A 23,349-nucleotide genomic window follows, 5' to 3' on the forward strand; every position below is an offset into this window, starting at 1 on the left:
AGACGAAAAAGAAGGCACCGGAATGCAGGCGGGAAATGCGATTTATGAAACCATAGCGGATCTGCCGCCAATCCTGCCCGTGTTTCCGCTGCCAGGAGCGCTGCTGTTGCCGCGCACCCAGTTGCCACTGAACATTTTCGAACCGCGCTACATCGACATGGTGGATGCTGCATTGGCCGGCAACCGCCTTATCGGAATGGTGCAACCATCTCCCGACCGCCCGTCGGACGATCCGGATAATCCGCCCCTTGCCAGCATCGGCTGCGTTGGCCGGCTGACCAGTTTCCAGGAAACCGGAGACGGCCGCTATCTTATCACCTTGCAGGGCATTACAAGGTTTGCCCTTGGCCGGGAGGTCGAGGACTTCAGCAAGTTCCGCCAGATCGAGTGTGATTTTTCCGCCTTTGCGCATGACCTGAAATGCGGCCAGGGCGAGGAAGATGTCGACCGGACAGGCCTGCTCAGAACCCTGCGCGAATATCTGGACGCCAACAATCTGGAAGCCGACTGGCAGAGCGTGTCGGAAGCCGAAACGGAAGTGCTGGTGAACGCGCTGTGCATGATGTGCCCTTATGGCCCGCAGGAAAAACAGGCCCTGCTGGAAGCTCGCGATCTGAAGACCCGTGCGGAAACCCTGATCGCCATCACCGAGATGGACCTTGCCCGCACACAAAATGACGGCGGCACCACGTTGCAGTGAGTGGACTGATCATGGCGCCTCAACCTGAAAGACACCCGGACATGACTGAACCGACCGAACGCCCGGTGGACCGCAAGCTGCTGGAACTGCTGGTGTGCCCCGTGACCAAGACCACGCTCGAATATGACGCAGACGCCAGGGAACTGATCTCGCGCACCGCCAAGCTTGCCTACCCGATCCGCAATGGCATCCCGATCATGCTGCCGGACGAGGCGCGCAAGCTGGAAGACTGAAACGCCTGAACAGCAAAAAGCCCGGGCGGCCGACCCGGGCTTTGAACACTAAGCGCCGCCTTTCCGCCACCGGACGCGGGCGCATCCGGCATGTCCATCTGGCAAAAGCGGAACATGTGACTGGACGCCCGGACGAAATGCCCGGGCTCTGCACAATTGACCCGTCAATAGCCCCGGAACATCGGCAGGATGTTCAGGATGATCAACTGGCGGACAAAAATAATCAGAAGCAGCAGGATCACCGGGGAAATATCGACACCGCCGAGATCCGGCAGGAACCGCCGGATCGGCCTGAGCGCCGGCTCCGTCAGGTTGTAGAGAACCCGCCCGATGGAATTGATGATCTGGTTGCTCGAATTGACAATATTGAAGGCATAGAGCCACGAGAAGATCGCGCTGGCGATGATCACATAGGTGTAAAGTTCCAGGGCGAGCAGTATCACGTTGAAGAGTGCGGTCATGGTCCGGTCCGTTGCCGTTCAAAATCTGGTCTGCCCTCATGTAGCTTCCCGACAGCCCCGCCGCAAGACGCCAGCGTTCCCAACGTTTGAATGTGCTTAAGCTTTGCCCCCGCGTTCGGGCGATGCGGAAATGCAACAGTCCGGCAAAACCCATTCTCCTTAGGGTTTGTATAAGCACTTCTCGTGCTATCTTCCTGGCAATGGAATTCCTTTACTGGTGGGTTGAATGTTCAAGTTGATGACGCGCGCTACGCTGGCGCTGGCTCTTAGCGCTGTGTCCGGGGCCGCTCTGGCGCAAAGCGGTGACTTGTCCGAAGAGGACGCAAACCGCCAGTTCGTGGTTGATCTTGGCGCTGGCGCCATTGTCAAGCCGCGGTACGAAGCTGCGGACTCCTACCTGGTCTATCCTTTCCCGATCATCGCTGTCGGTCGCTTCTACTTCCCGGGTCTTGGCCAGGTTGTCGACGGCCGCCGCAAGTCCGGTGTGTTCTTCTACCCGTCTTTCAACTTTATCGGCGAGCGCAAGGCCAGCGACAGCACCGACCTGACCGGCACCAACACCATCGACTGGGCACTTGAACTCGGCCTCGGCGGCGGTTTCCGCACCGAGCACTTCCGGGCTTTCGCAGAGTTGCGTCAGGGCATCAACGGGCACACAGGCCAGGTTGGTCAGCTTGGGCTCGACGGCATCGTCTATCCTGCTGAAAAGTGGGAAATCAGTGCTGGTCCGCGCGCAAGCTTTGCCTCGGACGAATACATGGACACCTATTTCGGCGTGACTTCCACCGAAGCTGCCAACAGTGGCGGACGCCTGACGAAGTTCAATCCAAGCGCGGGTTTCAAGAGCGTCGGTCTGGCGGCACGTGCCAGCTACGATTTCAGCGACGACATTCGCCTGCACCTGCAAGGTGGCTATGATCGGCTTATCGGCGATGCAGCGGACAGCCCGATTGCCAAGAACGGCAGTGAAAACCAGTTCAGCATCGGCGCTGGTGTTACCTATCGCTTCGCTTTCGACCTGTTCTAGAAGCATATCGCCAAGAGCGGCGCCGGTTGCCGGCTCTTCGCCAGATGACACGCGTCGACAACGTGAAGACACCTGTCACCTGAAGGCATTGCCCCCCCAAGGGAACCATCCCAGGCACGTTCTGGTATGACTTGAGCTGCTGCTGACCCTGGCGGGACAGCAGCAGTTTTCGTTTGACCGGAAGGTTCAACCGCCGACGGAAGAATGCAGGCGCGAAGGAATTGCCACAGGATCGACATCAGATGAGCCGCCTCGCGCACAGGCGCGTCATTGCAGGATGCGCCGGACGGGCAAGGGCAGCACAGGATCGAAAGACCCTGTCTACCCATCCGTTCCTGAGGACTTACCAGGCGCAGGGAACGAGTGTGATGCCACGCGGCAACTTGGTGGTGTCGTCACCACAGGCGCCCAGAATGCGCTTTGGATCAAGATTGTAGGCGCCGGACAGATCGGCACCGGCAAGACGGGTACGCCGCAGCAGAGCTCCGTCGAAATTGACGCCTTCCAGGTTAGCGCCCGTCAGATCTGAACTGACCAGACGCACACCGGAAAAATCCGCTCCTGAAAAATTCGCATTGTGAGCCTTGATCCTGTCGAGCTTGGCCTGGCGCATGCGGGCGCCCTGGAAGTTCGCCCCGCTCATGTCGACGCGCTCCAGGTTCGCGTCGTCCATCTTGGCACCCTTGAAGGAGGCATTGTTCGCCATCGATCGGGTCAACAGGACATTGCGCATGTCTGCGCCGTCAAAAATGGCTCCATTCGCCTCGACCGTGTTCAGATCCCCGTCCCGGAGGTCCGCATCCTGAAAATTCGCCTTGTTCAGATTGGATTTTTCAAGATCGACAGATCGCATGTTGGAACCGGTGAAATCACTGCCGGAGAAATCAGCCCGTTCGGCTTCCGTCCGACGAAAATCGGAATTCGTGAAATTCGCGTCCGGCAGCATCGCTTCCTTCAGATCGACTTCCCGCAGATTGACACCGGCGAAATTTCCATTTTGAAGCACCAGTCCGCGAAGTTCCGCCAGTTCGAGATCGCAACGGGGGCAACCGCCCTTTTCCTTGATCTCGGCCATGCGCGCTGCATCGCTTCCGGCTTGCACGCCATTGGACGCCAGCAGAACCATTGCGCCGACGCACCCTGCAAGAACCCGGGTCACCCTGTTTTTCATCGCAAATCCCTTTGCCAATCTCATCTAAACATAGGTCGCACTTCTGGCGGTTGAAGGACTGTATCCGATCACAAGGTTGAAAAAATGAGAAAAGTCGGAAGATCCACGTCACATCGATGCGATGCTGTGACGCGTGTGAGGTTTTGGAAGGTCATGAAAAAAAGGGAGGGAAGAAGCAGGCGGGGTCGCAGATGCCCACTCCTTCCATCCATCTAGGCGCTGACGACGCACTACCTGACAATCAGCGTATGGTGCACATCGCAAAAGCCTTGCCAATTTGCTTTCACGGCGTTTTAAACCAGATCTGCCCCTGGCAGGAGCTGTCGGCACAAGATGCTGAATATGTTTAGGCTTTGTTGACAACTGCTGCATTGCATTTTGCAACGCCACTTGCGAACACGGCTAACAGATAGTTAAGAAACCCAGAAGCCTGCCCGTCAGGAAATCTCCCCCTTGACGTCAATCGTCGAGCGTTTGCCGATATCGTCATAGTGCCGCTCGAGCCATTCCTGTGCGGTCTTGCGCCCAAGTTCCTTCAGGTCGGTCAGGAACGCCCATTCGGCATTCATTTTCGACGAGGCTTGAAGCGGCTTCAGTTCACCGGCGGAAATCCGGTGCATTTTCACCTTCATGTATTCCTCGCCGGACAGCTTGCCTTCCTCGACCAGACGCGTGACGAAATCGATCGCCCTGAGCTCGCGAAGCAGTGTGGAATTGAACGTGATCTCGTTGAGCCGGTTAACGATCTCCCGCGCTGTCTTGGGCACGTTGCGCCGTTCGATGGGGTTGATCTGAATGAGCATCACATCCGGTGTATCCGTGCCGTAAAACAGCGGATAGAGCGGCGGATTGCCCATATATCCACCATCCCAATAGGGCTCCCCATCGATTTCCACTGCCTGAAACACCTGCGGCAGGCAGGCCGAGGCCATCACCGCGTCCAGGGTGACTTCCTTTTCGCTGAACACGCGGATCTTGCCGGTAAAGACATTTGTCGCCGCAACGAAGATCTTCATGTGCTCGCATTCATTGACCCGGTCGAAATCGACCGTCTTTTCCACGACATCGCGTAGTGGATTGGCGTTGAGCGGGTTGAATTCGTAAGGCGACGCAAAACGCGTCAACACGTCGAAGAAGAGATAGCTGGGCGAATGATCCAGGCTCCATTCCCCCAGGAAGACGTCCAGAGGCGACCGCTGGATCGGGCTGTATTTGGCCTGCTTGCTGACTTCGTACCAGAAAGCTTCCAGGCTCTCACGCGCACCGTCTTCACCGCCCTCCTGCATACCGCTGGCAAGGACAACCGCATTCATCGCGCCAGCGGAAGTACCGCTGATGGCGTCGATCTTCAGCCGCCGATCTTCCAGAAACCAGTCCAGAACGCCCCAGGTGAAGGCGCCATGCGCACCGCCACCTTGAAGGGCAAGATTGATCTTCTTCGGCGCGGCCATGGCGGCTCCTCCATTTTGGGGCTTTGGCGAAACTCGCGGGCGGGTAGCAGCCCGCGCCGCGAGAAGCGCAGGTCAGTGCGCGGTCCAGCCGCCATCGATGGGCAGGATGGATCCGGTGATCGACGCGGCGGCGTCGGAGCACAGGAACACTGCATAGGCAGCCACCTGCTCGATGGTCACGAACTCCTTGGTTGGCTGAGCGGCGAGCATGACATCGTTCTTGACCTGCTCTTCGGTCATGTTGCGCGCCTTCATCGTGTCGGGTATCTGCGCCTCCACCAGAGGGGTCCAGACATACCCCGGGCAGATGGCGTTGACCGTGATGCCCTGCTGCGCCACTTCCAGCGCCACTGTTTTGGTGAGGCCGGCAATGCCGTGCTTGGCCGCCACATAAGCGGACTTGTAGGGCGAAGCGACAAGCGCGTGGGCGGAAGCGGTGTTGACGATCCGGCCCCAGCCTCTGGACTTCATGCCCGGCAGCGCGGCCCGAATGGTGTGGAAGGCGGACGTCAGATTGATCGCGATGATCGCGTCCCATTTTTCAATCGGGAATTCATCGACCGGCGACACGAACTGGATACCCGCATTGTTGACCAGGATATCAACCCCGCCGAATTCCTTTTCCGCATCGGCGATCATGCCGGCGATCTCGTCGCCCTTCAGCATGTTCGCCGGCGAATAGGTGCAACGCACCCCGAAGTCGGCCTCAATGGCGGCGCGGGTCTTCTCGATCTCGTCCTGATCGCCCAACCCGTTGATAACGACATTGGCGCCCTTTTCCGCAAAAGCGCGTGCATAGCCCAGACCGATGCCTGAAGTGGATCCGGTAATGACGGCGGTTTTGTTGGCAAGCATTTGGGGTCTCCCTTGATCGGCGGACCACCAGCCGGAACGGCCCGGTCTTCCGCAAACGGATCTTTGAAAAGTGGAGAGGCCTCATTCATTCCACGGGATAGAAGGAGGCATCCGTACTGAAATTTCAGGAACACATTCGACCAGTTATCGCCGCACCGCAACATCGGAATGATGATTTTTCACCTGGCCGGATCATCAGCGCCTGTTCATGCGCTGCGCTCCAGCCAGCGCCTTGCGCGCCCGTTCCCGCGCGGCGTCCCTCTGTGCTTCAGCCCTGGAAAGATCTTCCTGTTTGAGACCGAGCTGCGAGGCAAAGCGTTCGCGGATCAGGCCGTAGAAAGTCGCGTGCAGACTGGCGAATGCCCACACCAGGATCAGCATGGTGCCCATCGGAAAGACCGCCGAACGGATCTGCTGCCACAGCACGCTGGCAGGCATCAACCCATCGCTCACCCCGAGCACGACCGCCAGGATTCCAACCAGGAACCCCGCGAGCAGGCTCATCACCAGCGCCGCAAAGGCCATCGCCCAACCAAGCCCGGACGTTGCCCGCCAGCTTTCCCTGAGCGTCAGCGGATCGTCCACCGCCGACGCCGGCAGCACTACGGAAAACCGTTGCACCACCATCAACGCAATGAACGGTGCCAGAAAAAGGAGCAGCAAGCCGAGGCCCGCCGTTACCGCGGCCAATAGCAGCGAAACGATCACAAGCGGCAGCAGCGACAGAGCCCCGATCAGCGCAAGTATGATCATGTTGAAAATGACCCGGATGTTGCGCGCCCCGAAGGTGACCGGAAAATCCCGCGCGTCGATCAGAATGCGCCGGACATAGGCAATGGCGATGGAAAAGCCGACAAGCAGATTGGCAATGGCTGCCAGCGCCCTGAGCGCGCCCTCATCTGCGGCGGCGACCGGCTCGGTCATGTAGGAAACGGTCTTGAAGCCGCTTTCCGGCATCAGCGATCCGCCGATGGCGAAATTCAGGGCGACCAGAAGCAGGATATAGGCCCAGCCGGTTTTCAGAAGCGTCCCGAAATTGTGCTGCGCCAACGACAGCGAACGTTCCAGAACGGTGAAAAACATGGTCAGCTCCGGTTGCTTGCAACGGCCGCAGGATACGCGATTCAGGCCGGCGCACCAGCCCCTTCAGGCCGCTCCATCGCGATCCGGTACCCTGCCGTCAGGATCGAGATTCCCAGCACGGTAACGATGATCTGCACCAGCACGTTGAGCACGAGGATCTTCATCTGGATGAGGGCCGCCGGCAGGCCGCCGGACAGAAGACCAAGAAGATACTGCAGCCCCTCGCCAACGGCGACAAAAGGCAGGATCAGGATGAGCGCAGCCAGGAACATCGGCATGCCGAGGCCTTTTCCGAACTGAAGCATCTGACTGAAGCCGAGCGGTCGCTCAACGGCAACGGCCGGCAGGCTGAGGTTCAGCCGGAACAGGAACGGGGCGAGAATGAAAATCGCGACGATCCACAGCATCACAGTCAGGACGTTGCTTTTGAACAGGCTCGACAGCACGCCGATCACCAGTGCGGCAGGCAGCACGACAACGACGGCGGCAAGCGAGAGCAGAAGCATTTGCCCGATGAAGCGGAACTCGACCGCTCCGACGCGAAAGTGCAGTGCCCCGGGGCGCTCGTTCAACAGACCGAACCGGTGCCAGGCGACCGAAATGGAAGCGGACGACAGCAGCGCAATCAGCATGGAGGTCAGAAGCAGCAGGACCGTCGTTCCGGAAATATCTTCCGGCGCAGTCGCCGCGTCGATGTTCGCGCCATTCGCCAGAATGAGAAGAGAGAGCACGAATTGCAGAAGAAACCAGCCGCCACACACCTTGAACACGGTTTCCAGATTACCAAACACAATGGAAACCGAGTCCGACAGCAACCGTTTCAACATGCAGTACCCTCCGAAAAAGCCGGTCGGCGAAGTGGACCGCCGCTGTGAAGCTCATAGCGGGCTGAAATCCATGTGGCAATGTCCGCATGACGAAGGATCGACCTGTCTTCGCTTCGCACTACCATTGCCCTTTTTTGCCGCACACCCTAATCATGCGCTGGAAAGTCGGCCCCAGTTCCCTCATATGAGGGGCAAACGCTCAAAACCTGTTGGTTCCTGTGATGATCGATGATTTCGCGAAAGCCCTGCCCCGCCGCTCCTCCGTCGGTGTGAAGGTCGGCGATGTGATGGTTGGCGGCGATGCGCCCATCGTGGTGCAATCCATGACCAATACCGACACGGCGGATGCCGATGCCACCGTTGCACAGGTGGCGGCCCTTGCCCGCGCCGGATCTGAAATCGTCCGCATCACCGTGGACCGCGCGGAAGCCGCCGCCCAGGTGCCGCGGATCAAGGAACGGCTGGAGCGGATCGGCATCACGGTGCCGCTGGTCGGAGACTTCCACTACATCGGCCACAAGCTGCTGACCGACTATCCCGATTGCGCCGCAGCCCTCGACAAGTACCGCATCAACCCGGGCAACGTCGGCTTCAAGGCCAAGCGCGACACGCAATTCTCGCAGATCATCGACATCGCGCAGAAATACGACAAGGCCGTCCGGATCGGCGTCAACTGGGGTTCCCTCGACCAGGAACTCCTGACGAAACTGATGGACGAGAATGCCGAAAGTGCAAATCCGGTGTCGGCAGCGGCCGTCATGCGCGAAGCGATCATCCAGTCCGGGCTCCTGTCGGCCGAGCGCGCCGAGGGCCTTGGCATGGGCCGCGACAAGATCATCCTCTCGGCCAAGGTCAGCCAGGTACAGGACCTGATCGCCGTTTATGCCGATCTCGCCCGCCGTTGCGACTACGCCCTGCATTTGGGGCTGACCGAGGCCGGCATGGGCACCAAGGGTATCGTTTCCTCCGCCGCTTCCATGGGTATCCTTTTGCAGCAGGGCATCGGCGACACCATCCGCGTGTCGCTGACGCCGGAACCGGGCGGCGACCGCACCCGCGAGGTGCAGGTGGCACAGGAGCTGTTGCAGGTGATGGGCTTCCGTGCCTTCGTGCCGGTGGTGGCCGCCTGCCCCGGCTGTGGCCGCACCACGTCCACGGTCTTCCAGGAACTGGCCCAGGACATCCAGGGCCATATCCGCGATTCCATGCCCAAGTGGCGCGAGCAGTATCCGGGCGTTGAAAGCCTCAACGTCGCCGTGATGGGCTGCATCGTCAATGGCCCGGGCGAATCCAAACATGCCGATATCGGCATTTCCCTTCCCGGCACCGGAGAGACCCCCTCCGCCCCCGTTTTCATCGACGGCGAGAAGGTCATGACCCTGCGCGGCCCCGGCATTGCCGACGAGTTCAAGCAGATGGTTCTGGACTATATCGAAAAGCGCTACGGCACCGGCAGCAAGTCGTCCTCCGACGCTGCCTGACCCCAGAAGGAACACGACCCCATGATGCAGCCGGGCGCTCCCGAGCCACAGAGAAAGCCGGTTCTGGTGATCACGTCACAGGTGGTACGCGGTGGCATCAGCGGCCGCGGACTGACCTTCGCGCTGGAGCGGATCGGCCATGATGTCTGGTTTCTGCCGACCATCCTGCTGCCTTGGCATCCCGGACAAGGCAAGGGCAAACGCATCGTCGCCCCTGTGGCCGACTTCGCAGCGATTGTGGAAGATCTTGCGGCTTCGCCGAAACTGGCGGAAATAGGGGCGATCATTTCCGGCTATCTCGGCGATCCGGACCAGGCAGGCCCCATCTCCGCGCTCATCAAGGCAGTGAAGGCACACAATCCGGAAGCATTTTACGTGTGCGATCCGGTGATGGGCGACGAACATGACGGCAGCGGCAACCTCTATGTGCCCACGGCAACGGCCGAAGCAATCCGCGACCAGCTTGTGCCGCTGGCCGATGTGGTCACACCCAATGCCTTTGAACTCGGCTGGCTGACAGGCCGCGAGATCGACAGCGAAACGCAGGCGCTCGAAGCGGCCCGCAGCCTCGGCAACGAGCGCGTGATGGTGACCTCGTCCCCGGCCCTGCGCCGCAATGCCATCGCCAATCTTCTGGCAGGCCCGCGCGGTGCCGTTGCTGCCGAACATGCCGCCATCGCCAATCCGCCGCACGGCACAGGAGACCTGATCGCAGGCCTGTTCCTGTCCAACCTGCTCGCCGGTCAAAACGACGAGGAAGCCCTGAAACGCGCCTCAGCCTCCGTTTTCGAACTGGTTGCCCGCAGTGTACGCAAGGGGGCGGACGAACTTCTGTTTGCCGAGGAACAGAACTCCGTGGTGAAGGCAATGGCCCTCGTCACCTCGCGCCGGGTTCTGGAAGCAAAGGCCCGTGCCTGACGGTGCAGGCACATGGGTTGCCGGTGTCGACGGCTGCAAGGCCGGCTGGGTGGCGGTCATCCGCAATCTTGATGCTCCTACCGATCTGAAACTGATTGTCGTCCCGACTTTCGAGGATATCGTCGGCTACACCCCGCAGCTTTCCACCATAGCCGTCGACATGCCCATTGGCCTGCCGGACCGCATGGGCCCTGGCGGCCGCGGCCCGGAAAAGGCCGCCCGCAAACATCTGGGCATGCGCCAGTCCTCTGTCTTCACGGTGCCGTCCCGGGCCGCCGTTTATGAGGACGACTACGTAACGGCCTGCGACACGGCCCTTGCGACCTCCGACCCGCCAAAGAAAGTCTCCAAACAGTGTTTCTTTCTGTTCCCGAAGATACGGGAAATCGACACACTGATGACACCGGAGCTGGAAGCGCGTGTCCATGAGGTTCACCCGGAACTTGCCTTCTGGCGCCTCAACGGCGAAGCGGAAATGAGCCTGCCCAAAAAGGTCAAGAGCCGCGCCAACCCGGCTGGCCTCGACCAACGCCGTGACTTGCTGGTGTCAAAAGGGTTGCCGAAGGACTTCCTTGATCAAGCCCCGCCACGCGGTTGCGGGCGCGACGACCTTCTGGATGCCGCCGCCAACAGCCTGATTGCCGAGCGGATCTTGCTTGGAGAGGCTGAGCCGTTCCCCAAGGACTTTCGCCGGGATGAGTGCGGCCTGAGGATGGCGATCTGGGCGTGACGTGAGGGGTCTGACGCCAACGCGGGAAGGGCGTTCTCCGTGTGATCAGCTTTCCGGAAAGCCTTCTCGCAAAACCGCAATACCTGGAACTTTCAGATGCCTGAAGAGGTCCAGGGTTCCCCGCTGAACCGCTCCAGAAACCTGAGCGCCCGCCCCTCGGCAGCCCTCAGGCCCGCTCTGGTCTGATCCTGACGCGCAAACCATTTTGCGCTCGCCGGCAATGCGTCCTTTGAAAGCTCGATAACGGCGGGATGAATGTAACTCGACCGGCTGATCGCCGGAGTGTTGGAAAGAACCTCCGCAGATGCTTCTGCCATGGCCCGGATGGTGGGGCGGCCGCCTTCGCAAATCGCCTCGTGGGCCACATCGTAAGCCGCCACGCTGCCCGCCCAAGTCCGGAACGTCTTCGCCGTGACGTCGAGTTCCGTCACTTCCGACAGATACGCATTCAGCCGGCCGGAATCCACGGGTCGAAGCTGGTCGTCCCCGTCCCGCCACGCAAAAAGCTGGCGGCCCGGCAAATCGGAAATTTGCTCAAGGACACGGCTGAGACGTGGGTGACGCAAGCGACGCCGCACCCGTTTGCCGCCCTTGCCGGTAAAATCAAGCTCTAGCCGATCACCTTTCAATCTTAAATGCCGTTTCAGAAGCGTCGTTGCACCATAGCTGCCGTTTTCCTCCGCATAGGCCCGGTTGCCGACACGAAGATGTGCGCGGTCGAGAAGCATGCACAGCGCGGCCAGCACGGTTCGCTCCTCCGTGGCATCGCCTTCAAGGTCCCTGAGCACCCGTCGCCGAAGACGCGGCAGGGCGTTGCCGAAGGCGGCCAGCTGCTCAAACTTGTTGTGGGTGCGAAACGTCTGCCAGTCTGAGTGATAGCGGTACTGCTTGCGTCCGCGGGCATCAAGGCCCGTTGCTTGAAGGTGTCCGTTTGCCCGCGTGCAGATCCAGACGCTTTCATAGGCGGGTGGCAATCCCAAGCTCTTGACACGCTGGAGCTCCGCCCCTTCCCGCAAAAGACCGCCGTCCGGCAGGTGATAGGAAAATCCCCGGCCCCGGCGAATACGCCGGATCCCCGGCTCGCTGTCGCTGACATAGACCAGCCCTATGGCGCCGACCTGCGCCGCGGGATCACAGGGATTGAAATGCGCGTTCATGGCAGTTTCCTCCCCTTGGTGCGCCGACTGCGTTCCCGTCTCACGCACAGGAAACCGCAAACGCCACTGGCCGTCCGTCCGGGTGGTAGTGGCAACTCCATCTTCAAGGTAACCCGTTCGCGAAAGGAAGGTTCCGAAGGTCGGAACGCCGCGCGAACGGGCGCACCTGCGCAAAGAGAGGAGATTTCCAGGAGCCTCAACCCTTCCCTTTTCGCAAAAACCTGCTAAAACGCGCGCCGTTCCCCACAAGGGAACCACCGGTCGCAGCCTACCCGGTGACGAGCGTCTCAACGGGCGTTCAACAGCGAAAACAAGGGACCACATCGTTGAAAACACTTGTCATCTGTTCCGGCGGAATGGATTCCGTCACCCTTGCGCACAAGGTTGCGCGAGAACATGAGCTGATCGGCCTCGTTTCTTTCGACTATGGCCAGCGCCACAAGAAGGAGCTGGACTATGCGAAGGCCTGTGCCGATGAGTTGAAAACCGAGCATATCCTGATCGACATTTCCAATATCGGTCGCCAGCTCACAGGCTCGGCGCTGACCGACGATCTGGACGTGCCGGACGGGCATTATGCCGAGGAAACCATGAAGATCACCGTTGTGCCGAACCGCAACGCGATCATGCTTTCCATTGCCTTCGGCATTGCCAGCGCGCGCGGTGCCGAGGCGGTCGCAACCGCCGTTCACGGCGGCGACCACTTCATTTATCCGGACTGCCGTCCGGCCTTCACCGAAAGCTTCGAGACCATGCAGCGCCATGCGCTGGAAGGCATGGGCGAGATCAGCCTCTATACGCCTTACGTCCACACCTCCAAGGCGGACATCGCTACCGAGGGACTGAAGCTCGGCGTCGATTACCGCAAGACCTGGTCCTGCTACAAGGGCGGCGAGGTTCACTGCGGGCGCTGCGGCACCTGCGTGGAACGGCGCGAAGCCTTTCACCTGGCCGGCGGCATCGATCCGACGGTTTACGCCGATGAAGCGTTCTGGAAGGAGGCGTGCAATGTTTAGGATCACCAAGGAATTCCATTTCTCCGCCAGCCACCAGATTCTGGGCCTTGGCGAAGACCACCCCTGCGCCCGTCTGCACGGCCACAATTACGTGGTCGAGGTGGAGCTGATGTCGGAAGAGCTGAACGACACCGGCTTCGTGCGCGATTACCGTGAACTGTCCGAGTTCAAGCGCTTCATCGACGACACGCTCGACCACCGGCACCTGAACGATGTGCTTGGCGACGATTGCGTGACCGCCGAAACCATGGCGCGCTATTTCTACAACTGGTGCCGCCAGCGCTGGCCGGAAACCTCGGCGGTGCGCGTCAAGGAAACACCGAAGACTTGCGCCGAATTCCGTCCTCTCGTTTATCCGGGGGCATGAGCGGCATGAGCATCGAACAGATCCGGGTCAGCGAGATATTCGGCCCCACCATTCAGGGCGAAGGCGCCCTGATCGGCCAACCGACCGTGTTCGTGCGCACCGGCGGCTGCGATTACCGCTGCTCGTGGTGCGACACGCTGCACGCAGTCGACAGCGCGCACCGGGGCGATTGGTGCCCGATGACGCCGCAAGCCATACTGATGCAGGTGGAGATCCTGTCCGGCGGCACTCCGCTGACCGTATCGCTTTCCGGTGGCAACCCGGCGATCCAGCCGCTCGGCGGCCTGATCACGCTCGGCCGGAAGGAAGGCTACCGGTTCGCGCTGGAAACGCAGGGCAGCCTGGCAAAGGACTGGTTTGCCGATCTCGACGTCCTGACGCTGAGCCCCAAACCGCCTTCTTCAGGCATGAAAATCGACTGGCAGCGCTTGGCCGAATGCGTCGAGGCAGCAGGCCCTGAAACCCAGACCGTGCTGAAGGTCGTCGTCTTCGATGAAACGGACTATGCCTTTGCGCGGGACGTTTCCGACCGCTACCCGCATCTGAGCTGCTTCCTGCAACCGGGCAATCACACCCCGCCGGAAGCTACGGAAACCGATGCCACCATAGACATGTCCGGCATCATGGAGCGCATGCGCTGGCTGGTGGACAGAGTTAGCTCCGACAGATGGTACACAGCGACGGTCCTGCCCCAGCTTCACACGATGATCTGGGGTAATTTGCGGGGGGTTTAGCAAGCTCTTCTGTTGGCCACCCTGATCCTGAGGAAGGCCGAGGCCTGTTTCGAGGGAGGGGTGGCAAACTCCGAACAAGCGGCCGATGCCGAAACCGGGGCGTCACCGGCACATCGATCGCTTCGCAGCAGAACCGAAAGGCCGTTGCCTCCCGATCCCGGATCTCCAACCGGGATGACGACGGAGAGAACGGTCTTTCGAAATTCACTCCCTCATCCTGAGGAGCCGCGGCAGCGGCGTCCCGAAGGATGGGCGGCACGCGCAGAACAAGCGACCCATCCTTCGAGACGGACCTGAAGGTCCTCCTCAGGATAAGGGCGCAGGGAAGCGAAAGCCCGAAGGTGGGTCTTTGCGAGCTTATTCAGGAACACGGAGCCCATCCGCCGACAGCGCAAAAGCGCCTCCCCGGAACAGGCTCAAATTCAGGAGACAGTCATGTCCGACAAGAGCATCTATGAAAACCTGACCCAGCTCGGGTCTTCCACCGAACTGCCGGATGATCCGGACAAGGCGGTTCTGGAAAAGGTGCCGAACCCGCAGGCAGGCACCGGCTATATGGTTCGGTTCGTCGCACCGGAATTCACCTCGCTGTGCCCGATCACCGGCGCACCGGATTTCGCCCATCTTGTGATCGACTACGTCCCGCGCGATTTTCTGGTGGAGAGCAAGTCGCTGAAGCTGTTCCTCGGCTCCTTCCGCAACCACGGCGCCTTCCATGAAGATTGCACGGTCTCCATCGGCAAACGCCTTGTCGACCTGCTCGATCCCCAATGGCTCCGCATCGGTGGCTACTGGTATCCGCGCGGCGGCATCCCCATCGATGTCTTCTATCAGACCGGCCCGGCGCCGGAAGGTGTCTGGATCCCCGAGCAGGGCGTCGCCCCCTATCGTGGACGCGGCTAAAGCGGCACGGCTGCCTCTGCGAATGTGACGATCCCGATTTCCGTGGAGAAGTTCGGCACCGTCGATCAACGCCAGGCGCCGCCCCTCCCAGAAGCGTCACCCCGGACGAGCACCGCGAGATCCCAGGACCCGCACATTTCCGGAGTTTCAGGGTTTTGCACATGCACAGGCTGGTCGCCGCGCAGCCCCTTGTCACTCCGGCACTGGCAGGCTCAGGCCGGGGGCTTTTTCGATGACGTGGGTGGTCACCAACTCTAACGACGGTGTCTTTTCTGACGACGGTGTCCTGGTGTCGTAGATGGCCTTGACGATGAAATCGTCGCTGCGGCGGATAAAGTAGGTGAAGCGGTTCTCCGTGACCATGCCCTGGCTTAAGGTGATATCTGCTGCCACCACTTCCACAGCCTCGCCGTCCAGCTCTTCCTCGCTGCAAGTCGCATTGCGGATCGTCGCCGCGTTGGCCTCCTTGTCGGCCCGCGCCTTGTCCGCGTTCTGGCGGGGGTCCACCTCGCTGATCTTCTCCCAGGTCGCTCCCTGGTCGGCGGATTGATAGACCGCGTTGTCGTAGCCAAGCACCCACGGGCGTTCCGGCGCGCTCGGCACGATCATATAGTGATCCTGCGGCGCATGGAAAAACTCATCGGTGGTCGGCGGCTCACCCTTGAAGGCGGTGGTCACCTGGGTCTTGGTCGGTGTTGCCTGATTGAGCTGCAGATATAGCGCCGTGAAGCGATCCTGGCATGGATCTGCCAGGGCACTCTGGATCGATCCGGCGAGAAAAAGAAAAAGAACTGCGGGCACGCAGTATGTCATGAAAGCTTCCCTGTGAAAATGCACTGAAGACCTCTGTCGAAATTACCAATGCTCCCCATGGAACATTTTTTCCGCCGCCAGACAATCACCCCGGTGCGTTCAATGCCGCAACCCGGCCCACAAATACGACAGGGCCGCCCGATCGGCATCGACCGGACGGCCCTGACAGCGTCTAGATCCCCGAGCAGGGCGTCGCCCCACCCAGAAGTGCTCCCTCGGGCGAGCATCGCGAGATCTCAGGGCCTGCTCATTTCCAGAGCCTCGAGACTTGTCCAAGGCTCAAAGCGGCTGCGGGAACACAATAGAGGTTTCCGAACGCGCCGCGATGGGGATTGGATCCTGGGTCAAGCCCGGAATGACAGCTTTGGGTAGGGAGAGCCTCGCTTACCAGAAACACCTGTTGTACCGAACGAGTGACCGCGCGACGGGTACACCGCCGTCCGCGGCACGATCCATCCGCCTGGCTGCCTTACTCCGGCACCGGCAGGTTTAACCCCGTCGCTTTTTCGATCTCCTGGGTGGTCACCATCTCGAACGACGGCGCCTTGGTGTCGTAGATCGCCTTGACGATGAAATCGTCGCTCCGGCGGACAAAGTAGGTATAGCGGTTTTCCGTGACCATGCCCTGGCTGACGGTGATATCCGCTGCGACCACCTCCACGGCTTCACCGTCCAGTTCTTCCTCGCCGCAGGCGGCGTTGCGGATGGTGGCGGCATTTGTCTCCTTGTCGGCGCGCGCCTGGTCCGCGTTCTGGCTCGTATCCATCTCGCGGATCTTTTCCCAGGTCGACCCCTGGTCGGCGGATTGATAGAGCACGTTGCCGTACCCCAACACCCACGGGCCTTCCGGCGAAGTCGGCACCGTCAGGTAATGATCCTGCGACAGATAGAAAAAGTCATTGGTGGTCGGTGGTGCGCCCTTGAAGGCGGTGGTCACCTGGGTCTTGGTTGGCGTCGTCTGGTCGAGCTGCAGATAAAGCTCCCTGAAACGATCCTGACACGGATCTGCCAAAGCCCCCTGGATCGATCCGGCGAGAAGAAAAACAACTGCGAGCAAGCGGCACGTCATGAAAGCCCCCGTGAAATCACTTCGAGAAATCGGCCGCAACTCCCGGCCGTCTCCATGGAACACGTTTTCCCGTCGCCGGACAATGCCCCGCGCTTTCAATGCCACAACCCGGCCGACGAATACGACAGGGCCGCCCGATCGGCATTGATCGGGCGGCCCTGACTGCGTCTGCGTTCTGAGTAAACTCAGCTTGCTCTTAGAAGTGAACCGAACGTGCGTCGAGCGGCTTCTGGTTCGGCGGTGCGAACTTGGTCAGATCGATCCCTTCAACGGCAGTCTTGTACTCGTCGAGGCTCGGCGTCCGGCCAAGGATGGCCGAAAGAACCACAACCGGCGTCGAGGCCAGCAGGGATTCGCCCTTCTTCTCGGAGGAGTCTTCCACGACGCGGCCCTTGAAGAGACGCGTGGAGGTTGCCATCACCGTGTCACCCTTGGCGGCCTTTTCCTGGTTGCCCATGCAAAGGTTACAGCCCGGGCGTTCCAGATAGAGAATGTTCTCATATTCGGTCCGGGCGGTATTCTTCGGCGCACTGTCGTCGAATTCGAAGCCGGAGTATTTCTGCAGAATGCTCCAGTCGCCTTCTTCCTTCAGCTCATCGATGATGTTGTAGGTCGGCGCGGCCACCACGAGCGGTGCCTTGAACTCGATCTTCTCACCAGCCTTCTCGAGGTTCTTCAGCATCTGCGCGACGATCTTCATGTCGCCCTTGTGAACCATGCACGAGCCGACGAAGCCGAGATCCACTTTCTTCTCGCCACGATAATGGGAAACCGGGCGGATCGTGTCGTGGGTGTAGCGCTTGGAAACATCCTCGTTGTTCACGTCCGGGTCGGCGATCATCGGTTCGTCGATCAGGTCCAGATCCACAACGACTTCCGCGAAATATTTCGCGTTGTCGTCTGGCGTCAGGGCCGGCTTCTCGCCGGAGCGGATTTCGGCAATGCGCTTGTCGGCCTTGTCGATCAGCCCCTGCAGAACCTTGTTGGCATTGTCCATGCCCTTGTCGATCATGATCTGGATACGGCTCTTGGCGATTTCCAGGGATTCGATTAGCGTCTCGTCGTTGGAAATGCAGATGGAGGCCTTGGCCTTCATTTCCGCGGTCCAGTCGGTGAAGGTGAACGCCTGGTCGGCGAGCAGCGTGCCGATGTGAACTTCGATGATGCGGCCCTGGAAGACGTTGTCACCGAACTGCTTCAGCATCTGGGCTTGGGTGGCATGGACGACATCGCGGAAGTCCATGTAATCCTTCATGGCGCCCTTGAAGGTGACCTTCACGGATTCAGGGATCGGCATGGTTGCCTCACCGGTGGCCAGTGCCAGCGCGACCGTGCCCGAATCCGCGCCGAAGGCAACGCCCTTGGACATGCGGGTGTGGCTGTCGCCGCCGATGATGATGGCCCAGTCGTCCACGGTGATGTCGTTCAGCACCTTGTGGATCACGTCCGTCATCGGATGATAGACACCCTTCGGGTCGCGCCCGGTGATCACGCCGAACCGGTGCATGAAGCTCATCAGCTTCGGAGTGTTGGCCTGTGCCTTCAGGTCCCAGACCGACGCCGTGTGACAACCGGACTGGTAGGCGCCGTCGACGGTCGGTGAAATCACCGTGGCCGCCATGGCTTCCAGTTCCTGGGCAGTCATCAGGCCGGTGGTGTCCTGGGAACCGACGATGTTGACCTTCACACGAACATCGGAACCCGCATGCAGCACCTTGCCTTCCGCAACACCGACAGCGTTGCGGTTGAAGATCTTTTCAACCGCCGTCAGGCCCTGGCCTTCGTGCGACACTTCCTTGTTGGGTGCGAACACCGGCGGTGTCTCGATGCCGAGGGTTTCTGCGGCAAAGCTCTGCAGTTTCTTGCCGAAGACGATGGCGTAGGAACCACCGGCTTTCATGAACTCGACCTTCTGCGGGGTCAGCGCGGAAGACACATCAGCCAGCTCTTCGTCGCCGGCGTCGTTATAGAGTTTCTTGCTCTTGGTGTTGATGGTCAGCACCGTGCCGGTTTCGACGGAATATTTCTGCTCCAGAACCGGACTGTCGTCATTGTTCAGGATCGGCTTGCCGTTTTCGTCCAGCTTCTTGACCCAGTTCTTCAGGTCAATGCCGATGCCGCCGGTCACGCCGACAGTGGTCAGGAAGATCGGCGAAATGCCGTTGGTTCCGGCAACGACCGGGGCAATGTTCACGAACGGCACATAGGGGCTTGCCTGCTTGCCGGTCCACAGCGCCACGTTGTTGACACCGGACATGCGCGAGGAGCCCACACCCATGGTGCCCTTTTCGGCGATCAGCATCACGCGCTTGTCCGGGTGCTGCAGCTTCAGCGCCTCGATTTCCTTCTGCGCGGCTTCGGAGATCATGCACTTGCCGTGCAGCTCGCGGTCGGAACGCGAATGCGCCTGGTTGCCGGGAGACAGCAGGTCGGTGGAAATATCGCCTTCGGCGGCAACATAAGTGACGACCTTGATTTCCTCGTCCACATCCGGAAGCTTGGTGAAGAATTCGGCCTTGGCGTAGCTGTCCAGAATATCGCTGGCGATTTCGTTGCCGGCCTCATAGGCGGCCTTCAGACGATCCGTATCGGCATCATAAAGGAAGACCTGCGTCTTCAGCACTTCGGCCGCGTTCATCGCGATCTGCGGATCGTCGCCAAGCGCCAGATCCAGAAGAACCTCGACAGACGGACCGCCCTTCATGTGGGACAGAAGTTCAAGCGCAAAGGCCGGACTGATCTCGTCAACGACAGAGGTGCCGAGAATGATCTCTTTCAGGAACTGCGCTTTCACGCCGGCCGCGCTCGTGGTACCCGGCAGCGTGTTGTAGATGAAAAACTTGAGTGACTCTTGCCGGTGCTTGTGCCCGGTATCCTTGATCTGGGCGACGATCTCTTCGACAAGAGCCCCGTCTTCGATAGGCTTGGGATGCAGGCCCTGGCCTTTACGGGTCTCGATCTCTTTCAGGTAGTCTTCATACAAGCTCATGGTGGTCCCGGCGTCCTCGGTTTGGATCAGGCTTGAACTCCGGTTCGCAGTCGAACTGACGCTCCGGAACAAGCTGGCTGAGCGGCGTTTTAATTCAGTATACAATGGTATGCAATATCTTCCCATCCAATAAATGATGCCTATATACCGAATGACGCATCTGCCCGCACCCCGGGCCGCACCTTTGGTTTTTCGAAGGTGTTTCCCGGCTCCGATCTCCGGAAGACGCCGTTCAAGACGCTGAAACTTCACCCGAAGTATCGACAGCGGCTTCGGCGACATGACTGGCGATTGGTGCCAAAGGTTGCTATAGGTGCGGCGCATCAATTTGCGGCGTCGACTGAGGGAGAGGCTCTCATCGTACCCGCGCGGAAGGATGACGGATCACGCAGCGCTGCGCTTCGTGTCCGCAGCCTTGAGAGAGAGTATGCCGGGCACTGATACACACACGGCCCGGGCCTTTTGGACAATGAAGGAGATCGCAAGTCGTGACCCAGTCCCTCGACAGCTTCAAGTGTAAGAAAACACTGACCGCCGGCGGCAAGACCTACACCTATTTTTCCATTCCCGAAGCGGAAAAGAACGGCCTTGAAGGCGTTTCCAAACTGCCGTCTTCGCTGAAGGTGGTTCTTGAAAACCTGCTGCGCTTCGAAGACGGCCGCACGGTGACCAAGGCAGACATTCTGGCCTGTGCCGAATGGCTGAAGACCCGCAAGTCCGATCACGAGATCTCCTACCGCCCGGCCCGCGTGCTGATGCAGGATTTCACCGGCGTTCCGGCCGTGGTCGACCTGGCCGCCATGCGCGACGCTGCCGTGAAGCTTGGCGGCGATCCGGAAAAGATCAACCCGCTGGTTCCCGTCGACCTCGTCATCGACCACTCGGTGATGATCGATTACTTCGGCACCAAGGACGCCTTCCGGCAGAACGTCGAGCTGGAATATGAGCGCAACCGCGAGCGCTATGAGTTCCTGCGCTGGGGCCAGTCCGCCTTCAACAACTTCCGTGCCGTTCCCCCGGGAACCGGCATCTGCCACCAGGTGAACCTGGAATACCTGGCCCAGACCGTCTGGACCAAGGACGAGGACGGCGAAACCATCGCCTATCCGGATACGCTGGTGGGCACGGACAGCCACACCACCATGGTCAACGGCCTTGCCGTTCTGGGCTGGGGCGTGGGCGGGATCGAAGCGGAAGCCGCCATGCTCGGCCAGCCGATCTCCATGCTGATCCCGGAAGTCATCGGCTTCAAGCTGACCGGCAAGCTGAACGAGGGCATCACCGCGACGGACCTTGTGCTGCGCGTTGTGGAAATGCTGCGCCAGAAGGGCGTTGTCGGTAAGTTCGTCGAATTCTATGGCCCCGGCCTCGACAACCTGTCTCTGGAAGACTCGGCTACCATCGCCAACATGGCGCCGGAATACGGCGCGACATGCGGCTTCTTCCCGGTCGACAAGGAAACCCTGAAGTATCTGGAAGCCACCGGCCGCGACAAGGACCGTGTTGCCCTGGTTGAAGAATACGCCAAGGCACAGGGCATGTACCGTTCGGGCGCCGAGGAGCCGGTCTTCACCGACACGCTGGAACTGGACATCTCGACCGTTGTTCCGGCGATCTCCGGCCCGAAACGTCCGCAGGACCGCATCAACCTTGCCGACGCCGCAGCCGGTTTCGCCAAGACAATGACCGAAGAGTTCAAGAAGGCGGACGAACAGTCCAAGCGCGTTGCCGTTGAAGGCAAGGACTACGACATCGGCAACGGCGACGTCGTGATCGCCGCCATCACCTCCTGCACCAACACCTCCAACCCGTCCGTTCTGATCGGTGCCGGCCTTGTGGCCCGCAACGCGCTGAAGAAGGGCCTGAAGGTGAAGCCATGGGTAAAGACATCGCTCGCCCCCGGTTCTCAGGTGGTGACGGACTATCTGGAAAAAGCAGGCGTACAGGACGACCTCGACGCACTCGGCTTCACGCTGGCCGGTTACGGCTGCACCACCTGTATCGGCAACTCCGGCCCGCTGGATCCGTCGATCTCCAAGGCGATCAACGACAACGACCTGATTGCCTGCTCGGTGCTGTCCGGCAACCGTAACTTCGAAGGCCGCGTCAACCCGGATGTGCGCGCCAACTATCTGGCCTCGCCCCCGCTGGTGGTCGCCTATGCCCTCGCCGGCAACCTGAACATCAACATCACCGAGGATCCCCTCGGCGACGATCAGGACGGCAACCCGGTCTACCTGAAGGACATCTGGCCGACCACGGAAGAGATCACCGACCTGATCCGCGCGTCGATCAACGAGGAAATGTTCCGCACCCGCTATTCCGACGTCTTCAAGGGCGACGAACATTGGCAGGGCATCAAGGTGGAAGGCGGTCTGACCTACACATGGCCGGTATCCTCGACCTACGTCCAGAACCCGCCCTACTTCGAAGGCATGACCATGGAGCCGAAGCCGCTTCAGGACATCGACAACGCGGCGGTCATGGGCCTGTTCCTGGATTCGATCACCACCGACCACATTTCTCCGGCCGGCTCGATCAAGGTGGACAGCCCGGCAGGCACCTACCTGTCCGAGCACCAGGTCGCCCAGAAGGACTTCAACTCCTACGGCTCGCGCCGCGGCAACCACGAAGTCATGATGCGCGGCACCTTCGCCAACATCCGCATCAAGAACCAGATGGTTCCGGGTGTCGAAGGCGGCGTCACCATGAAGGATGGCAAGAAGGAATGGATCTACGACGCCTGCATGGAATACAAGGAAGCAGGTGTTCCGCTGGTCATCTTCGCCGGCAAGGAATACGGCACGGGCTCATCCCGTGACTGGGCCGCAAAAGGCACCAATCTCCTTGGCGTGCGGGCGGTCATCGCCCAGTCCTTCGAGCGTATCCACCGTTCCAACCTGGTTGGCATGGGCGTTGTCCCGCTCACCTTCAAGGAAGGCGAGAGCTGGCAGTCGCACAACATCACCGGCAAGGAACGCGTGACCATCAAGGGCATCGCCGACATCAAGCCGCGCCAGATGATGGACGTGGAAGTCACCTATGAGGACGGCACCACCAAGACCATCGAGTGCCTGTGCCGCATCGATACGCTGGACGAGCTGGAATACATCAAGGCCGGCGGCATCCTGCACTACGTGCTGCGGAACCTCGTCACGAGCTGACGCCGACAACCGTTAATCACACAAGAATTCAGCGGGCCCTACGGGGCCCGTTTTGATTGGTGTGCACTGCAAAAGCCTGCCGTCCTGCGGTCATCCCGCCCCGGCAAGGCGTGCGCCGAAATTAGCGAGAGTGGTCCTAACGTCACTTTGGCGAAAGCTGTCGGTTGCGCAGGTCAGGTCGAGCGGCTAATAGATCCGGC

At 60.3% G+C, this 23,349-nt stretch carries 21 protein-coding genes; 11 read left to right on the top strand and 10 right to left on the bottom strand.

The genetic code is table 11. The features are described 5' to 3' along the window. Positions 1-22: 22 nt before the first annotated feature. Together AC2A6O_RS08910 and AC2A6O_RS08915 are read left to right on the top strand one after the other, a co-directional pair. Positions 23-700 (top strand): LON peptidase substrate-binding domain-containing protein, encoded by a 678-nt coding sequence (locus AC2A6O_RS08910; protein ID WP_148583652.1) that lies wholly within the window; start codon positions 23-25, stop codon positions 698-700. A 41-nt stretch (positions 701-741) separates the two neighbouring features. After that, positions 742-933 (top strand): Trm112 family protein, encoded by a 192-nt coding sequence (locus tag AC2A6O_RS08915; RefSeq protein WP_006937943.1) that lies wholly within the window; start codon positions 742-744, stop codon positions 931-933. Between the two features lie 164 nt (positions 934-1,097). Here the strand turns inward: AC2A6O_RS08915 and AC2A6O_RS08920 are convergent, their stop codons facing one another. Then, positions 1,098-1,394, bottom strand: a complete 297-nt coding sequence (locus tag AC2A6O_RS08920) for a YggT family protein (protein ID WP_148583654.1) — start codon at positions 1,392-1,394, stop codon at positions 1,098-1,100. Positions 1,395-1,620: 226 nt separating this feature from the next. On the opposite strand from AC2A6O_RS08920, the gene AC2A6O_RS08925 reads away from it, so the two are divergent. Beyond that, on the top strand, positions 1,621-2,421 hold the full coding sequence (locus AC2A6O_RS08925) for a MipA/OmpV family protein (RefSeq protein WP_148583655.1): 801 nt from the start codon (positions 1,621-1,623) through the stop codon (positions 2,419-2,421). Between the two features lie 343 nt (positions 2,422-2,764). Here AC2A6O_RS08925 and AC2A6O_RS08930 read toward each other — a convergent pair whose 3' ends face one another. From AC2A6O_RS08930 to AC2A6O_RS08950, 5 genes are all read right to left on the bottom strand, one after another. Beyond that, complete coding sequence (locus AC2A6O_RS08930) at positions 2,765-3,592, bottom strand: pentapeptide repeat-containing protein (RefSeq protein ID WP_148583656.1); 828 nt, start codon at positions 3,590-3,592, stop codon at positions 2,765-2,767. A gap of 437 nt (positions 3,593-4,029) precedes the next feature. Then, positions 4,030-5,043, bottom strand: a complete 1,014-nt coding sequence (locus AC2A6O_RS08935) for a patatin-like phospholipase family protein (RefSeq protein ID WP_148583657.1) — start codon at positions 5,041-5,043, stop codon at positions 4,030-4,032. Positions 5,044-5,115: 72 nt separating this feature from the next. Further along, positions 5,116-5,898 (bottom strand): 3-hydroxybutyrate dehydrogenase, encoded by a 783-nt coding sequence (locus AC2A6O_RS08940; RefSeq protein ID WP_148583658.1) that lies wholly within the window; start codon positions 5,896-5,898, stop codon positions 5,116-5,118. 195 nt (positions 5,899-6,093) lie between these two features. Then, complete coding sequence (locus tag AC2A6O_RS08945; protein ID WP_498926511.1) at positions 6,094-6,981, bottom strand: 4-hydroxy-3-methylbut-2-en-1-yl diphosphate synthase; 888 nt, start codon at positions 6,979-6,981, stop codon at positions 6,094-6,096. A gap of 41 nt (positions 6,982-7,022) precedes the next feature. Further along, positions 7,023-7,808, bottom strand: coding sequence for a hypothetical protein (locus tag AC2A6O_RS08950; protein ID WP_498926512.1), 786 nt, complete (start codon positions 7,806-7,808; stop codon positions 7,023-7,025). Between the two features lie 221 nt (positions 7,809-8,029). On the opposite strand from AC2A6O_RS08950, the gene ispG reads away from it, so the two are divergent. The 3 genes from ispG to AC2A6O_RS08965 are packed head-to-tail and all read left to right on the top strand — an operon-like array spanning position 8,030 to position 10,937. Beyond that, positions 8,030-9,289, top strand: a complete 1,260-nt coding sequence (gene ispG, locus AC2A6O_RS08955; RefSeq protein WP_498926513.1) for a flavodoxin-dependent (E)-4-hydroxy-3-methylbut-2-enyl-diphosphate synthase — start codon at positions 8,030-8,032, stop codon at positions 9,287-9,289. Between the two features lie 21 nt (positions 9,290-9,310). After that, positions 9,311-10,207 carry a pyridoxal kinase gene (gene pdxY, locus AC2A6O_RS08960; RefSeq protein WP_498926514.1) on the top strand — a complete coding sequence of 299 codons (897 nt, stop codon included), beginning with the start codon at positions 9,311-9,313 and terminating at the stop codon, positions 10,205-10,207. Next, positions 10,200-10,937: a DUF429 domain-containing protein gene (locus tag AC2A6O_RS08965; RefSeq protein WP_498926515.1), complete on the top strand. Its 738-nt coding sequence runs from the start codon at positions 10,200-10,202 to the stop codon at positions 10,935-10,937. The genes pdxY and AC2A6O_RS08965 overlap by 8 nt, the downstream gene beginning before the upstream one ends. 92 nt (positions 10,938-11,029) lie before the next feature. Here the strand turns inward: AC2A6O_RS08965 and AC2A6O_RS08970 are convergent, their stop codons facing one another. After that, positions 11,030-12,094, bottom strand: a complete 1,065-nt coding sequence (locus tag AC2A6O_RS08970; protein WP_498926516.1) for a DNA topoisomerase IB — start codon at positions 12,092-12,094, stop codon at positions 11,030-11,032. A 326-nt stretch (positions 12,095-12,420) separates the two neighbouring features. Between AC2A6O_RS08970 and queC the strand changes: the two genes are divergently transcribed. From queC to queF, 4 genes are all read left to right on the top strand, one after another. Further along, complete coding sequence (gene queC, locus AC2A6O_RS08975; protein WP_498926517.1) at positions 12,421-13,110, top strand: 7-cyano-7-deazaguanine synthase QueC; 690 nt, start codon at positions 12,421-12,423, stop codon at positions 13,108-13,110. Further along, a complete protein-coding gene (gene queD, locus AC2A6O_RS08980) occupies positions 13,103-13,477 on the top strand; it encodes a 6-carboxytetrahydropterin synthase QueD (RefSeq protein WP_498926518.1) in 375 nt (124 codons plus the stop codon). The genes queC and queD overlap by 8 nt, the downstream gene beginning before the upstream one ends. A gap of 5 nt (positions 13,478-13,482) precedes the next feature. Then, positions 13,483-14,211, top strand: coding sequence for a 7-carboxy-7-deazaguanine synthase QueE (queE, locus tag AC2A6O_RS08985; RefSeq protein WP_498926519.1), 729 nt, complete (start codon positions 13,483-13,485; stop codon positions 14,209-14,211). Positions 14,212-14,646: 435 nt separating this feature from the next. Continuing rightward, on the top strand, positions 14,647-15,114 hold the full coding sequence (gene queF / locus AC2A6O_RS08990; protein WP_148583668.1) for a preQ(1) synthase: 468 nt from the start codon (positions 14,647-14,649) through the stop codon (positions 15,112-15,114). Between the two features lie 192 nt (positions 15,115-15,306). Here the strand turns inward: queF and AC2A6O_RS08995 are convergent, their stop codons facing one another. The 3 genes from AC2A6O_RS08995 to AC2A6O_RS09005 form a co-directional block, all read right to left on the bottom strand. Continuing rightward, a complete protein-coding gene (locus tag AC2A6O_RS08995; RefSeq protein WP_498926520.1) occupies positions 15,307-15,927 on the bottom strand; it encodes a hypothetical protein in 621 nt (206 codons plus the stop codon). Positions 15,928-16,396: 469 nt separating this feature from the next. Beyond that, on the bottom strand, positions 16,397-16,996 hold the full coding sequence (locus AC2A6O_RS09000; RefSeq protein WP_498926521.1) for a hypothetical protein: 600 nt from the start codon (positions 16,994-16,996) through the stop codon (positions 16,397-16,399). 196 nt (positions 16,997-17,192) lie between these two features. Continuing rightward, entirely contained in the window at positions 17,193-19,985 is a 2,793-nt protein-coding gene (locus AC2A6O_RS09005) for a bifunctional aconitate hydratase 2/2-methylisocitrate dehydratase (RefSeq protein WP_498926522.1), read from the bottom strand. A gap of 488 nt (positions 19,986-20,473) precedes the next feature. Here AC2A6O_RS09005 and acnA point away from each other — a divergent pair, with 488 nt between their 5' ends. Continuing rightward, complete coding sequence (gene acnA, locus AC2A6O_RS09010; RefSeq protein ID WP_498926523.1) at positions 20,474-23,149, top strand: aconitate hydratase AcnA; 2,676 nt, start codon at positions 20,474-20,476, stop codon at positions 23,147-23,149. The last annotated feature ends 200 nt before the right edge of the window (positions 23,150-23,349 follow it).

It is taken from the genome of Labrenzia sp. ATLA3 (assembly GCF_057180185.1).

Bases quoted from the DNA above. Each gene is read 5' to 3' on its own strand.
- ispG (WP_498926513.1), top strand. From the start codon at position 8,030: ATGATCGATGATTTCGCGAAAGCCCTGCCCCGCCGCTCCTCCGTCGGT.
- AC2A6O_RS08935 (WP_148583657.1), bottom strand. From the start codon at position 5,043: ATGGCCGCGCCGAAGAAGATCAATCTTGCCCTTCAAGGTGGCGGTGCG.
- AC2A6O_RS08925 (WP_148583655.1), top strand. From the start codon at position 1,621: ATGTTCAAGTTGATGACGCGCGCTACGCTGGCGCTGGCTCTTAGCGCT.
- AC2A6O_RS08930 (WP_148583656.1), bottom strand. From the start codon at position 3,592: ATGAAAAACAGGGTGACCCGGGTTCTTGCAGGGTGCGTCGGCGCAATG.
- AC2A6O_RS09000 (WP_498926521.1), bottom strand. From the start codon at position 16,996: ATGACGTGCCGCTTGCTCGCAGTTGTTTTTCTTCTCGCCGGATCGATC.
- AC2A6O_RS08950 (WP_498926512.1), bottom strand. From the start codon at position 7,808: ATGTTGAAACGGTTGCTGTCGGACTCGGTTTCCATTGTGTTTGGTAAT.
- AC2A6O_RS08945 (WP_498926511.1), bottom strand. From the start codon at position 6,981: ATGTTTTTCACCGTTCTGGAACGTTCGCTGTCGTTGGCGCAGCACAAT.
- AC2A6O_RS08920 (WP_148583654.1), bottom strand. From the start codon at position 1,394: ATGACCGCACTCTTCAACGTGATACTGCTCGCCCTGGAACTTTACACC.
- queD (WP_498926518.1), top strand. From the start codon at position 13,103: ATGTTTAGGATCACCAAGGAATTCCATTTCTCCGCCAGCCACCAGATT.
- queE (WP_498926519.1), top strand. From the start codon at position 13,483: ATGAGCATCGAACAGATCCGGGTCAGCGAGATATTCGGCCCCACCATT.
- AC2A6O_RS09005 (WP_498926522.1), bottom strand. From the start codon at position 19,985: ATGAGCTTGTATGAAGACTACCTGAAAGAGATCGAGACCCGTAAAGGC.
- AC2A6O_RS08940 (WP_148583658.1), bottom strand. From the start codon at position 5,898: ATGCTTGCCAACAAAACCGCCGTCATTACCGGATCCACTTCAGGCATC.
- queF (WP_148583668.1), top strand. From the start codon at position 14,647: ATGTCCGACAAGAGCATCTATGAAAACCTGACCCAGCTCGGGTCTTCC.
- AC2A6O_RS08910 (WP_148583652.1), top strand. From the start codon at position 23: ATGCAGGCGGGAAATGCGATTTATGAAACCATAGCGGATCTGCCGCCA.
- pdxY (WP_498926514.1), top strand. From the start codon at position 9,311: ATGATGCAGCCGGGCGCTCCCGAGCCACAGAGAAAGCCGGTTCTGGTG.
- AC2A6O_RS08915 (WP_006937943.1), top strand. From the start codon at position 742: ATGACTGAACCGACCGAACGCCCGGTGGACCGCAAGCTGCTGGAACTG.
- AC2A6O_RS08970 (WP_498926516.1), bottom strand. From the start codon at position 12,094: ATGAACGCGCATTTCAATCCCTGTGATCCCGCGGCGCAGGTCGGCGCC.
- AC2A6O_RS08995 (WP_498926520.1), bottom strand. From the start codon at position 15,927: ATGACATACTGCGTGCCCGCAGTTCTTTTTCTTTTTCTCGCCGGATCG.